This window comes from Citrobacter sp. wls619 (genome assembly GCF_005281345.1).
In the GTDB taxonomy this organism is placed as follows: domain Bacteria; phylum Pseudomonadota; class Gammaproteobacteria; order Enterobacterales; family Enterobacteriaceae; genus Citrobacter.
Genome location: NZ_SZXJ01000079.1, coordinates 26,940 through 40,895 on the forward strand (window position 1 = coordinate 26,940; position 13,956 = coordinate 40,895).

The window sequence follows — 13,956 nt, forward strand, 5'->3', positions numbered from 1 at the left end:
TCTCCTGGCGAAAACGTGATGGCGATTACAAAACAAAATTTCACTCGCCTGGGTGAATATTATATTCCATTATAACGTATTACTATGAATTAAAAATTCCTAAGGAACAAAAAATGAATCTCGGTGCGTTAGTGTCAGAAAGCCGCAATCCTCAGACCATGGATCTTGATGCGTTATCCACACTTGAGTTGGTTCATCGTTTTAATCAACAGGATACGCTGGTAGCACAAGCAGTAAAAGCAACTCTGCCTGAAGTTGCGCTTGCGGTCGATGCGGCGGCTGACGCGTTAAAAGCGGGAGGACGGATTATCTACATGGGGGCGGGGACCAGTGGGCGTCTTGGCGTACTGGATGCGTCTGAGTGCCCACCGACCTTTGGCGTCCCGCATGGTCTGGTGGTCGGGCTGATTGCTGGCGGACCGGGTGCGCTGCTGAAGGCGGTAGAAGGCGCAGAAGATAACCCGCAGTTAGGTGAAGACGATCTGCGTGCGCTCAACCTTACGGCACAGGATCTGGTGGTGGGGCTGGCAGCTTCTGGTCGCACGCCGTATGTGATTGGCGGGCTGAAATATGCGCGTTCGGTGGGTTGTGCGACGGCGGCGATTTCCTGCAATCCAGATTCCCCTATCGCGCATGAAGCGGATATTGCCATCTCTCCGGTAGTGGGGCCTGAGGCGTTGACAGGGTCAACGCGACTGAAATCCGGTACCGCGCAAAAGCTGGTGCTCAATATGATTTCTACCGGTGCAATGGTGAAGTTTGGCAAAGTGTATCAGAACCTGATGGTGGATATGAAAGCGACCAACGTTAAGCTGGTAGACCGGGCGTGTCGCATGGTCGTGGAAGCCACCGGTATTGCGTATGACCAGGCGCAAGCTCTGCTGAAACAGACCGATTTTGATGTTAAGCCCGCCATTTTGATGGCTCTCACGGGTCTCGATGCCGCCGCCGCCCGCGAAAAACTTGCCGCTCACCAGGGTTTTTTACGCGCGGCGTTAGAACACTAAGAGGTGTATATGGATAAGACGGCGGTGCTGGCCAGCGACATTCTGCTGGGCGTTGGCGGAGAGAAGAATATTCTGCGCCTGGAAAACTGTATGACCCGCGTCAGAGTGGTAGTTCAGGATGACGGACAGATTGATATCCCTCGCCTCAGGCAACTGCCCGGTGTTAGCGGTTACGTGAAGCAGGGCGCACAGCACCAGATTATCGTCGGTCCCGGTAAAGCCGCCAAAGTGGTGGATGCTATGCGTTCCCTGATTGCCGATGGCGGCGAGCGAGCAGACGCCAATGATATCGAGCGCACGAAGTCAGAGGCCAAAGCGAAGTACAAAGCACCCATGAGCGATGCGCTGCGCAAGCTGGCGAACGTCTTTATCCCTCTTATTCCGGCGTTTATCGCCTCCGGTTTGATTACCGGCATCATTAACATCCTCAAACGTCCGGACATCGTGGGGGACTTTGCGACCCACTATCCGAATATGTTGGGACTGTTAGGCATTTTTGGTAGCGCCGTGTTTGCCATTATGAACATCCTTGTCGGGGTGAATACCGCCAAAGTCTTCGGCGGCTCTCTGGCGATGGGGGGGGTGATGGCGGGGATCCTCTCCAGTCCGCAGCTGGCGCAAATTACCCTGTTTGGCGAGGCCTTGCAGCCGGGACGCGGTGGGGTAATCGCGGTACTGCTGGTGGTGGCGCTAATGTGCTGGATTGAACGCAAATTCCGAGTGCTGTTGCCGGAATCGCTGGAGCTGATCCTCAATCCACTGCTGACCACCCTTATTACCGGGACAATTGCCATTGTGGCGCTGCAACCGCTTGGTGGCTGGATAGCCGAATCCATTGCCCATGGCGCTTCCTGGGCTATCGATCGCGGTGGCTTCCTGGTAGGGGCGGTGCTGGCTGGTACCTTTCTGCCACTGGTTCTCACCGGGCTTCATCAGGGGTTGGTCCCTATCCATGTAGAACTGGTACAGGCGCACGGGTATAACGCACTCTTTCCTATTCTGGCGATGGCCGGAGTGGGGCAAATCGGTGCGGCGATTGCGGTACTGATGAAAACCCGTAACGCACGGCTGAAAAAAGTGATTAAAAGCGCGCTGCCGGTCGGATTGCTGGGTATTGGCGAACCGCTGATTTTTGGGGTGACATTGCCATTAGGTAAGCCGTTTATCGGTGCCTGTCTCGGTGGTGCTGTCGGTGGGGCGCTGATCAGCTACTGGAAGGTGGCGACGGTCATCACCTTTGGCATCTCCGGATTACCGCTGGCACTGACGATTGTTGCCGGAAAAGTGATGTTCTATCTGTTAGGCTATCTGGTAGCAGTTATCGCCGGGTTCCTGTTTACCTGGCTATTGGGGTTCAACGATCCAGAGGAATAAGGTTTGACCAATCACCAGCGCCGCGTTGTTTTTTTTGATTTGGATGGCACGTTACACCAGCAGGATATGTTCGGCAGTTTCTTACGTTTTCTGTTGCGTCGCCAACCGCTAAATGCGTTGCTGGTGCTGCCCCTGTTGCCGATTATTGGGCTGGCAATGTTAATTAAAGGGCGAGCTGCCCGCTGGCCCATGAGCCTGCTGTTGTGGGGCTGTACTTTTGGTCGCAGTGAAACGCGCCTGAAGGCACATCAGGCCGATTTTGTGCGCTGGTTTCGCGGGCATGTGACGGCATTTCCGGTCGTGCAGCAGCGTCTGACGACGTACCTGTTAAGCTCCGATGCTGATATCTGGCTTATCACCGGCTCCCCGCAGTCGCTGGTGGAGCAGGTTTACTTCGATACGCCGTGGCTGCCGCGTGTCAATCTGATCGCCAGTCAAATGGCGCGTGGGTACGGTGGCTGGGTATTGCCGCTGCGCTGTCTGGGGCATGAAAAGGTGGCGCAACTGGAACAGCAGATTGGCGCGCCGTTGCATCTTTACAGCGGTTACAGCGACAGCAAGCAGGACAATCCACTGCTCTCTTTTTGCCAGCATCGTTGGCGCGTCACGCCGCGCGGGGAGCTGCAACAACTCGAATAGAGTAAACGATAGCGTCTGTGTATAATGCGCCCGCTTTGATTACTGGAGTTACCCCTTTGTCTGATGTTGAATTTAGCCACGAATACTGGATGCGCCACGCTTTAACGCTGGCTAAGCGCGCCTGGGATGAGCGTGAAGTCCCGGTGGGTGCAGTATTGGTCCTCAACAACCGCGTGATTGGCGAAGGCTGGAATCGGCCGATTGGCCATCATGATCCTACCGCCCACGCTGAAATCATGGCGTTGCGCCAGGGCGGCCTGGTGCTACAAAACTACCGTCTGTTGGATGCGACGTTGTATGTCACACTGGAACCGTGCGTGATGTGTGCCGGTGCGATGGTGCACAGCCGTATTGGTCGGGTGGTTTTTGGTGCGCGCGATGCGAAAACGGGGGCGGCGGGGTCGTTAATGGACGTACTGCATCATCCTGGCATGAACCATCGGGTTGACGTGACTGAAGGCGTGTTACGCGATGAATGCGCGACGTTGCTCAGCGATTTTTTCCGTATGCGTCGTCAGGAAATTAAAGCCCTGAAAAAATCCTCCAACGTGTAAATACCAATCTGATTGCCTAAGGGCGTTGTGCTAATCAGCCTGGCCTCCCTTCAAAGACGACTTCTGCTCTTTCTTCTGCGTCGAAAATAGCAGAGAAGGGGAGTGTGACAGATAGCTTGATGAGGTCTGAGACAGGAATGCCGCCAGCGGAAACTTCTCTTCGCCTAACAGTTCTGCGGGCGATACCGCCGGGTAATCCTGCGCCAGTTGCTGTGTTTCAATTGCCTGCTTTTCTTTCTCTTGCAGGTATCCCACCAGGCTTATCTGATACTTACGGATATTTTCCACATAGGCGTAGGCTTCGTGACCGCGTGCATAGCCATAGGTCAGCTTGTTGTAATACGGTTTTTGACTGAGCAGCGGCAGACGTTGTTTTACATCGGACCAACTGTTCGGGTTGCCTTTGGTTTTTACCGTCAGCGCCCGCGCATCCAGCATATGTGCGTAGCCCATATTGTAAGCGGCGAGCGCAAACCAGATACGTTCTCCTTCGGGCACGGTATCAGGCACTTTGCGCATCATGTCCTGCAAATATCGCGCGCCGCCGCTGATGCTCTGTTCGGCATCGGTACGATCAGTGAGCCCAAGGCTCTGGGCAGTATTTTTGGTTAGCATCATCAGACCGCGTACGCCGGTCGGGGAGGTGGCCTGCGCGTCCCAGTGTGATTCCTGGTAAGAGATTGCCGCGAGCAGTCTCCAGTCTATTTCCTGCGCATATTTCTCAAAAAGTGGCTTCAGATCCGGTAATACGCTATCAACCGCACGCAGGAAGGTGCGGGTATCAACATAGTCAAAATCATCGCCATGCCCAAGGTACTTTTCTTCCAACCGCGCAAGCGAGCCGTCTTCATTCATGGTATTGAAGAAATCCAGCAGGGCAGCGGACAGCGTATTGTCATCGTCCAGACGGCTGAACCAGGTCACTGGCTGTTCGTCGGAGACATCCAGCGCGACGGCCAGCTCAGGGTGTACACGCTGGTACAGGCTGATGGCGACGGAATCGGCAATGGTGTAATCCAGCTTACCGGCGATGACATCATCAAGCAGTTCAGTGGTGCCCTTTTTCTCATCAACTTTCCAGCTCAGGTCCGGGTATTTTTTTTCTTTTAACTGCTGGAGGTCATTTATCACCACGTGTCCCGGGGCGATGGTCAGCTGATTTTCGTTCACGCTGGCAAGGCTGCGAGGGCGATATTGCCCAACCCGATACACCAGTTGTTGCGATACGGAATAGTAGGTCGGACCCGGCTGATAATTTTTAACGCGCTCGCTGTTATACACCAGACCTGCGGCTAGCAGATCGGCATTCCCGTTATCCAGGTCGTCAAAAAGCTGGCTGATGTTCTGGCGTACGGTGATTTTCAGCTTCACACCCAGGTAGTTGGCGAAGGCTTTGGTCAGTTCGTAATCCAGGCCGAACTTTTTCCCATTAAGCGTGGCGTAAGTGAGCGGGGAGTCGATGGTACTGACGCGCAGCTCTCCCCGCGACTGAATGGCGGCGATACGATTGTCGGCTTTACCGAACCAGGGGATAGATGGCCAGAGGGCCGCTGCCAACAGCAGCGTCAAAATACCGATGAACAGATAATTAATCTTTAATTTTTTCAATTAGTTAATTCTCTGAATCGTACGTTGTCTCTGCGTGCTGTGGTGTTGATTAAGAAGTGAATTAGTCATTAATGAGCGGCATTTTGCTTAAACTTGCGTCAGTTGGCAACTTATTCAGAAACCAGACCGCATTTGATGATAAGACAAGGTCGTGATTTTATTTCGACGCAAACGGTTTCGTCGGCGCGGTAGATTCTTTATAATGACGCCCGTTTCCCCCACTTGGGCACACCGAAAGCTTAGAAGACGAGAGACTTATGATGGAAATTCTGCGTGGTTCACCTGCACTGTCTGCATTCCGTATTAACAAACTGCTGGCACGTTTTCAGGCTGCCAACCTCCAGGTCCACAACATTTACGCCGAGTACGTCCATTTTGCCGATCTGAATGCACCATTGAATGAGGATGAGCGCGCGCAACTTGCTCGTCTGCTGAAATATGGTCCTGCTCTTCACAGTCATGCCCCTGAAGGCAAACTGCTGCTGGTCACGCCTCGCCCGGGTACCATCTCCCCGTGGTCTTCTAAAGCGACTGATATTGCCCATAACTGCGGCCTGCAACAGATTAGCCGCCTGGAACGTGGCATTGCCTGGTATGTTGAGGCTTCCACGCTGACTGCGGAGCAGTGGCTGACGGTTGCCGATATTCTGCATGACCGCATGATGGAAACGGTTTTCTCTGCGCTGAGCGATGCTGAAAAACTGTTTGTTCATCACCAGCCTGCGCCGGTTTCCAGCGTTGACCTGCTGGGTGAAGGACGCCAGGCGTTAATTGACGCTAACCTGCGTCTGGGGCTGGCGCTGGCAGAGGATGAAATCGACTATCTGCAAGATGCGTTCACCAAACTGGGACGCAACCCGAACGATATCGAACTGTACATGTTTGCACAGGCCAACTCCGAGCACTGCCGCCATAAAATTTTTAATGCCGACTGGGTGATCGACGGTAAGCAGCAGCCGAAATCGCTGTTCAAGATGATCAAAAACACCTTCGAAACCACACCAGATCACGTCCTGTCTGCCTATAAAGATAACGCAGCAGTGATGGAAGGCTCTGAAGTGGGTCGCTACTTTGCTGACCACCAGACCGGCCGCTACGATTTCCATCAGGAACCTGCACATATCCTGATGAAGGTTGAAACCCATAACCACCCGACGGCGATCTCGCCGTGGCCGGGCGCTGCAACAGGTTCTGGCGGTGAAATTCGTGATGAAGGCGCAACCGGGCGCGGTGCGAAACCGAAAGCCGGGCTGGTGGGTTTCTCTGTCTCTAACCTGCGTATCCCGGGCTTTGAACAGCCGTGGGAAGAAGATTTTGGCAAGCCGGACCGCATTGTCACCGCACTGGATATCATGACCGAAGGCCCGCTGGGTGGTGCTGCGTTTAACAACGAATTTGGTCGTCCTGCGCTGACGGGCTACTTCCGCACCTATGAAGAGAAAGTGAACAGCCACAACGGTGAAGAGCTGCGCGGTTACCACAAACCGATCATGCTGGCGGGTGGGATCGGCAATATCCGTGAAGATCACGTGCAGAAAGGCGAGATCGTGGTGGGTGCTAAGCTGATCGTCCTCGGTGGTCCGGCGATGAACATCGGCCTGGGCGGTGGTGCGGCATCATCTATGGCTTCCGGCCAGTCTGATGCCGATCTTGATTTCGCTTCCGTACAGCGCGACAACCCGGAAATGGAGCGTCGCTGCCAGGAAGTTATCGACCGTTGCTGGCAGATGGGGGACGCTAACCCGATCCTGTTCATCCACGATGTTGGCGCGGGTGGCCTGTCGAATGCCATGCCAGAGCTGGTCAGTGACGGCGGACGCGGCGGCAAATTCCAGTTGCGCGATATCCTGAGTGATGAACCGGGTATGAGCCCGCTGGAAATCTGGTGTAACGAATCTCAGGAGCGCTATGTGCTGGCGGTGGCCGCCGACCAGCTGCCGCTGTTTGACGAACTGTGTAAGCGCGAGCGCGCACCCTATGCGGTGATTGGTGAAGCCACCGAAGAACAGCACCTGACTCTGAGCGATAGCCACTTCGACAACCAGCCGATTGACATGCCGCTGGACGTTCTGCTGGGTAAAACGCCGAAAATGACCCGCGACGTACAAACGCTGAAAGCCAAAGGCGAGCAGCTTGCACGTGAGCATATTACGATTGCTGACGCGGTAAACCGCGTGCTGCACCTGCCGACTGTGGCAGAGAAAACCTTCCTCGTGACCATCGGCGACCGTACTGTCACCGGGATGGTGGCGCGTGACCAGATGGTGGGTCCGTGGCAGATCCCGGTAGCGAACTGTGCGGTCACTACCGCCAGTCTGGATAGCTACTATGGTGAAGCGATGTCCATCGGTGAACGCGCCCCTGTCGCGCTGCTGGACTTCTCCGCCTCTGCGCGTCTGGCCGTCGGTGAAGCGCTAACCAATATTGCGGCCACGCAGATTGGCGATATCAAACGTATCAAATTGTCAGCAAACTGGATGGCGGCTGCTGGCCATCCCGGTGAAGATGCCGGGCTGTACGAAGCGGTACAAGCCGTCGGGGAAGAGTTATGTCCGGCGCTTGGCCTGACTATCCCGGTGGGTAAAGACTCCATGTCGATGAAAACCCGCTGGCAGGAAGGTAACGAGCAGCGTGAAATGACCTCCCCGCTGTCGCTGGTGATCACCGCCTTTGCTCGCGTTGAAGACGTGCGTCATACAATCACGCCGCAACTGTCTACTGAAGACAATGCGCTGTTGCTGATTGATCTTGGCCTTGGCCACAATGCGCTGGGCGCGACATCGCTGGCACAGGTATACCGTCAACTGGGCGACAAACCTGCCGATGTGCGCGATGTAACGCAGTTGAAAGGCTTCTACGACGCCATTCAGGCGTTGGTCGCACAACGTAAGCTGCTGGCTTACCATGACCGCTCCGACGGCGGTCTGCTGGTTACGCTGGCAGAAATGGCCTTTACCGGTCACTGCGGCGTTGAAGCAGATATCGGTGCTCTGGGCGATGATCATCTGGCGGCGCTGTTTAATGAAGAGCTGGGCGCTGTCATTCAGATTCGCGCTGCTGACCGTGACGCGGTAGAAGCGATTCTGGCGGCGAACGGTCTGGCTGATTGCGTACATTATCTCGGCCAGGCGGTAGCCGGCGATCGTTTCACCCTGACCGCTCAAGGTCAGCCGGTGTTTAGCGAAAGCCGTACTACCCTGCGTATGTGGTGGGCGGAAACAACCTGGCAGATGCAGCGTCTGCGCGACAACCCGGAATGTGCCGATCAGGAACACAACGCTAAAACCAACGATGCCGATCCTGGTCTCAACGTTAAACTGTCGTTTGATATCAACGAAGATATTGCGGCTCCGTATATCGCTACCGGTGCGCGTCCAAAAGTTGCCGTGCTACGCGAACAGGGCGTTAACTCCCACGTAGAAATGGCGGCAGCTTTCCACCGTGCGGGTTTTGACGCTATCGACGTGCATATGAGCGATCTGCTGGGCGGTCGTATTGGTCTGGGTAACTTCCAGGCGCTGGTGGCCTGTGGTGGCTTCTCTTACGGTGATGTGCTTGGGGCAGGGGAAGGTTGGGCGAAGTCGATTCTGTTCAACAATCGGGTACGTGATGAGTTCGAAACCTTCTTCCATCGCCCGCAAACGCTGGCACTCGGCGTGTGTAACGGTTGTCAGATGATGTCTAACCTGCGCGAGCTGATCCCAGGAAGCGACCTGTGGCCACGCTTTGTGCGTAACCACTCCGATCGCTTTGAAGCGCGTTTCAGCCTGGTCGAAGTGACACAAAGCCCGTCTCTGCTGCTGCAGGGTATGGTGGGGTCACAGATGCCAATCGCGGTTTCTCACGGCGAAGGTCGCGTAGAAGTGCGTGACGATGCGCATTTGGCAGGGCTGGAGAGCAAAGGGCTGGTGGCGCTGCGCTACGTTGATAACTTCGGTAAGGTGACCGAAACCTATCCGGCTAACCCGAACGGTTCTCCAAACGGTATCACTGCGGTTACCACCGAAAATGGTCGCGTCACTATTATGATGCCGCACCCGGAGCGCGTGTTCCGTACCGTGAGCAACTCCTGGCACCCGGAAAACTGGGGCGAGGATAGCCCGTGGATGCGCATCTTCCGTAATGCGCGTAAACAGCTAGGTTAATCTGGTCAAACATCATGAAGCCCCTCTTGAGGGGCTTTTTTGTCGCCAGGATACAGAGCGACAGATGGCGCTGCGCTTATCAGACCTACGGGGAAGAGCACTTGTAGGCCGGATAAGGCGTTTACGCCGTCATCCGGCAATAAACCCGGCGCTTATGCCGCAAAATTAAAGTGTCGGGAAATCCCGACATTGGTAGGGTTGACTTGTCGCTAAAAAGAGACACTTAATGTTTTGATTTATAATGATTTTGTTTTTAAGTGCTGCGAGTGTTGCTGATTAGCGACAGAATGAACAAAAAACACCCAACCCTTATTTTTACACAATTATTCATATTTCTTATATTTATCATTGTGTTAATAAAGTGTTTTGAATATTGGCACAGATGCTGCATAATATTAACCAGTGGCTCATTCACCTTCTTATGTCAGCCCCTTCGGGACGTGCTACATAAACTTCGAATGACGCACAACAAGGTGCCTGCCGTCCAACATCTGATATTAGCGAAGCTCATATCAACCTTCGGGCGAAACGTCGAGTTAGGCACCGCCTTATTCCATAACAAAGCCGGGTTAATCCCGGCTTTGTTGTATCTGACGTTCCCCTCAGTTAGCATCGTCTTATTCCCGTCCATTGAGAGTAACGCCTTGAAGCGCTGGTCTGTTTTCCCTCGATCCTTACGTCAGCTGGTGACACTGGCATTTTTGCTGATCTTGCTCCCTTTGCTTGTACTGGCCTGGCAAGCGTGGCAGAGCCTGAACGCCCTGAGCGCGCAGGCGGCGCTGACGAACAGAACCACGCTCATTGATGCCCGACGCAGCGAGGCAATGACCAACGCCGCGCTGGAGATGGAGCGTAGCTACCGACAGTACTGTGTGCTGGATGATCCGACGCTGGCAAAGGTTTACCAGAGCCAGCGTAAACGTTATAGCGACATGCTGGACGCGCATGCAGGCGTGTTACCGGACAACAAGCTCTACCAGGCGTTGCGGCAGGATCTTAACGATCTCGCCCAACTGCAGTGTAATAACAGTGGTCCTGACAGCCAGGCGGCAGCCCGTCTGGAAGCCTTCGCTAATGCGAATACCGACATGGTGCAGGCTACACGTACCGTGGTCTTCTCGCGTGGTCAGCAGTTACAACAAGAAATTGCCGAACGTGGTCAGTTCTTCGGCTGGCAGGCGCTGGTGCTATTTCTCGTGAGTCTGGCGATGGTACTGCTGTTTACCCGTATGATTATCGGCCCGGTGAAGGGGATTGAACGGATGATTAACCGTCTGGGAGAAGGCCGCTCACTGGGCGATAGCGTATTGTTTACAGGCCCCCGGGAACTGCGTTCCGTTGGCCAGCGCATAATCTGGTTGAGCGAGCGCCTTTCCTGGCTTGAGTCACAGCGGCATCAGTTTTTACGCCATCTCTCCCATGAACTGAAAACGCCGCTGGCCAGCATGCGTGAAGGCACAGAGTTGCTGGCCGATGAGGTCGTTGGGCCGCTTACTCCCGAGCAAAAAGAGGTGGTCGGTATTCTGGATGACAGCAGCCGTAATCTGCAAAAGCTGATTGAGCAATTGCTTGATTACAACCGCAAGCTGGCGGATGACGAAGTAGAACTTGAGCGCGTTGAAATCGCGCCGTTGGTGGAAAGTGTTGTTTCAGCACATAGCCTGCCCGCTCGCGCCAAAATGATACATACTGATGTTGCGCTGGCGGCGAACGCTTGTCTGGCCGAACCCATGCTGTTAATGAGCGTGCTGGACAATCTTTATTCCAATGCGGTGCACTATGGCGCTGAATCCGGTAACATTTGGGTCCGCAGCAGTTTGCATGGCTCGACGGTATACATTGATGTCATAAATACCGGCACACCGATTCCAGAAGCAGAACAGGCGATGATCTTCGAACCTTTTTTCCAGGGCAGCCATCAGCGAAAAGGGGCAGTCAAAGGAAGCGGGTTGGGACTGAGTATCGCCAGAGACTGTATCCGCCGTATGCGGGGAAAACTGTATCTGGTTGATGAGCATGCGCAAAGCGTTTGTTTCCGCATAGAACTGCCGCTATCTGCATCGAAAAACCACTAAAATGAACCTAAGTCTGGTGAGTATGCCACACGTTGTTGCCCGAATGCTTAAACGAGATTTTATTCGCCGCGTCTTACTCGCAAGTCTGCCATGCCTGGCGCTGGTCGGCTGCGTTCCCAACGCGGTGAATCACATTATCGGCGATCCTTCGCAGGAGAAAATCCCGCCGCATCAACTCGCTGATTACCTTGCCACCGAATGCACGGATATCTGGTCGCTGTCGGGCCAGTCTACAGATTCCAACCCGCTCTACTGGCTGCGGACCATGGATTGTGCCGAGCGCCTGATGCCTGTTCAGGCACGCAGTGAAGCCAGTAGCCAACTCACGGATACCTGGCAGGGCGCTTTTAAGCGCGGGATACTGCTTGATGGCGCCCACATTACACCGCCTGAAAGGCGTGAAATAATGGCCCGTCTGGATGCGCTAAGCCCGCAAATTCCGGCCCAGGTCCGTCCGCTTTATCAGGTCTGGCGCAGTAGTCAAACGCTGCAGTTACAGCTTGCAGAAGAACGTATGCGCTACAGTAAACTTCAACAGTCATCCGACAGCGATCTTGACGCGCTGCGCCAACAGCAACAGCATTTGCAGAGCCAGCTCGATCTCACCACCCGTAAGCTGGAAAACCTGACCGATATTGAACGACAGCTGTCCACCCGTAAACCTGCCGGCAGCTACAATCCCGATGCGTTGCACGGTACTGATAAACTCACGACGCCTGATGATGGGGAGGTCACGCCATGATAAGCCGCAAGCCCGCGCATCTGCTGCTGGTGGATGACGATCCAGGGCTGTTGAAATTGCTCGGTATGCGACTGACCAGCGAAGGTTACAGCGTCGTAACCGCAGAAAGTGGGCAGGAAGGGTTGCGGGTACTGAATCGTGAAAAAGTGGATCTGGTCATTAGCGACCTGCGCATGGATGAAATGGACGGCATGCAGCTGTTCACTGAAATCCAGAAAGTGCAGCCGGGGATGCCGGTCATTATCCTGACCGCGCACGGCTCCATTCCTGATGCTGTCGCGGCAACGCAGCAAGGGGTTTTCAGCTTTCTCACCAAGCCGGTCGATAAAGACGCGCTCTACAAAGCGATTGACGGTGCGCTGGAACAGTCCGCGCCTGCTACTGATGACAGCTGGCGTGAATCAATTGTTACCCGTAGCCCGTTAATGCTGCGTTTGTTAGAACAGGCGCGGATGGTTGCGCAATCGGATGTCAGCGTGCTGATCAACGGCCAAAGCGGCACCGGGAAAGAGGTGTTTGCCCAGGCGATTCACAACGCCAGCCCGCGCAGCCACAAGCCTTTTATCGCCATAAACTGCGGGGCGTTGCCGGAACAACTGCTGGAATCAGAGCTTTTTGGTCATGCGCGCGGTGCCTTTACCGGAGCGGTGAGTAATCGTGAAGGCTTGTTTCAGGCAGCAGAAGGCGGGACGTTATTTCTCGACGAAATAGGCGACATGCCCGCGCCGCTGCAGGTTAAATTACTGCGCGTATTGCAGGAGCGAAAAGTTCGTCCGCTCGGAAGCAATCGCGATATCGACATTGATGTGCGGATTGTGTCTGCAACGCATCGCGACCTGCCTAAAGCCATGGCGCGGGGCGAATTTCGTGAGGATCTCTATTACCGTCTCAACGTGGTGAGTCTGAAGATCCCGGCGCTGGCCGAGCGAACAGAAGATATACCACTGCTGGCAAACCATCTGCTGCGTCAGTCAGCCGAACGGCACAAACCGTTTGTCCGCGCTTTTTCGACTGATGCGATGAAACGTTTAATGACCGCCAGTTGGCCGGGCAACGTGCGTCAGTTGGTCAACGTGATTGAACAGTGCGTGGCGTTAACCTCTTCGCCGGTGATCAGTGACGCGCTGGTGGAGCAGGCGCTGGAAGGTGAAAATACGGCGCTGCCGACGTTTGTTGAAGCGCGCAATCAGTTTGAGCTCAACTACTTGCGTAAGCTGCTGCAAATTACCAAAGGTAATGTTACCCATGCTGCACGAATGGCGGGACGCAATCGCACAGAATTCTACAAGTTGCTCTCTCGTCATGAACTTGATGCAAACGATTTCAAAGAATAAATCTGCGGATTATGTTAGCTTTATTTGATCAAAAGACAGGCGACCTTTTCAAGGAATAGCATGAAAAAGATTGATGCGATTATTAAACCCTTCAAGCTGGACGATGTCCGCGAAGCGCTGGCGGAAGTCGGCATTACCGGTATGACAGTGACGGAAGTGAAGGGGTTTGGCCGTCAGAAAGGCCACACCGAGCTGTACCGTGGTGCGGAATATATGGTGGATTTTCTACCGAAGGTAAAAATTGAAATCGTGGTTACCGACGATATTGTCGATACCTGTGTCGATACGATTATTCGTACTGCCCAGACCGGCAAAATCGGCGACGGTAAGATTTTTGTCTTCGATGTGGCGCGTGTTATTCGTATCCGTACTGGCGAAGAAGACGACGCGGCAATCTAAGCCGCGCCGTTAATTTGAAGGCCTGATAAGCGTAGCGCATCAGGCAGAGTGATTGCCGGATGGCGGCGTAAACGCCTTA

The 13,956-nt window shown here is 54.4% G+C and carries 10 protein-coding genes; 9 read left to right on the plus strand and 1 reads right to left on the minus strand.

Going from position 1 to position 13,956, the window contains the following annotated elements; all coding sequences use genetic code 11:
* Positions 1–113 precede the first annotated feature (113 nt).
* From murQ to tadA, 4 genes are read left to right on the plus strand one after another with little or no spacing between them, the layout of a single operon-like run.
* Positions 114–1,007, plus strand: coding sequence for an N-acetylmuramic acid 6-phosphate etherase (gene murQ / locus FDX19_RS15955; protein WP_137383472.1), 894 nt, complete (start codon positions 114–116; stop codon positions 1,005–1,007).
* 9 nt (positions 1,008–1,016) lie between these two features.
* A complete protein-coding gene (locus FDX19_RS15960) occupies positions 1,017–2,381 on the plus strand; it encodes a PTS transporter subunit EIIC (RefSeq protein WP_137383473.1) in 1,365 nt (454 codons plus the stop codon).
* A 3-nt stretch (positions 2,382–2,384) separates the two neighbouring features.
* Complete coding sequence (yfhb, locus tag FDX19_RS15965) at positions 2,385–3,020, plus strand: phosphatidylglycerophosphatase C (protein WP_137383474.1); 636 nt, start codon at positions 2,385–2,387, stop codon at positions 3,018–3,020.
* A gap of 17 nt (positions 3,021–3,037) precedes the next feature.
* Positions 3,038–3,574: a tRNA adenosine(34) deaminase TadA gene (gene tadA, locus FDX19_RS15970; protein WP_137383475.1), complete on the plus strand. Its 537-nt coding sequence runs from the start codon at positions 3,038–3,040 to the stop codon at positions 3,572–3,574.
* A 30-nt stretch (positions 3,575–3,604) separates the two neighbouring features.
* Here tadA and mltF read toward each other — a convergent pair whose 3' ends face one another.
* Complete coding sequence (gene mltF, locus FDX19_RS15975) at positions 3,605–5,182, minus strand: membrane-bound lytic murein transglycosylase MltF (RefSeq protein WP_137383476.1); 1,578 nt, start codon at positions 5,180–5,182, stop codon at positions 3,605–3,607.
* A gap of 257 nt (positions 5,183–5,439) precedes the next feature.
* On the opposite strand from mltF, the gene purL reads away from it, so the two are divergent.
* The 5 genes from purL (at position 5,440) to glnB (ending at position 13,877) form a co-directional block, all read left to right on the plus strand.
* The gene (purL, locus tag FDX19_RS15980) at positions 5,440–9,327 is read left to right on the plus strand and encodes a phosphoribosylformylglycinamidine synthase (protein WP_137383477.1); all 3,888 of its coding nucleotides are present in this window, start codon (positions 5,440–5,442) and stop codon (positions 9,325–9,327) included.
* A gap of 644 nt (positions 9,328–9,971) precedes the next feature.
* Positions 9,972–11,402, plus strand: a complete 1,431-nt coding sequence (gene qseE, locus FDX19_RS15985; protein WP_137383481.1) for a two component system sensor histidine kinase QseE/GlrK — start codon at positions 9,972–9,974, stop codon at positions 11,400–11,402.
* A gap of 22 nt (positions 11,403–11,424) precedes the next feature.
* The gene (qseG, locus tag FDX19_RS15990) at positions 11,425–12,144 is read left to right on the plus strand and encodes a two-component system QseEF-associated lipoprotein QseG (RefSeq protein ID WP_137383482.1); all 720 of its coding nucleotides are present in this window, start codon (positions 11,425–11,427) and stop codon (positions 12,142–12,144) included.
* Positions 12,144–13,478 (plus strand): two-component system response regulator GlrR, encoded by a 1,335-nt coding sequence (gene glrR, locus FDX19_RS15995; protein ID WP_305764056.1) that lies wholly within the window; start codon positions 12,144–12,146, stop codon positions 13,476–13,478. The genes qseG and glrR overlap by 1 nt, the downstream gene beginning before the upstream one ends.
* 60 nt (positions 13,479–13,538) lie before the next feature.
* Positions 13,539–13,877 carry a nitrogen regulatory protein P-II gene (gene glnB, locus FDX19_RS16000; protein WP_002914032.1) on the plus strand — a complete coding sequence of 113 codons (339 nt, stop codon included), beginning with the start codon at positions 13,539–13,541 and terminating at the stop codon, positions 13,875–13,877.
* The last annotated feature ends 79 nt before the right edge of the window (positions 13,878–13,956 follow it).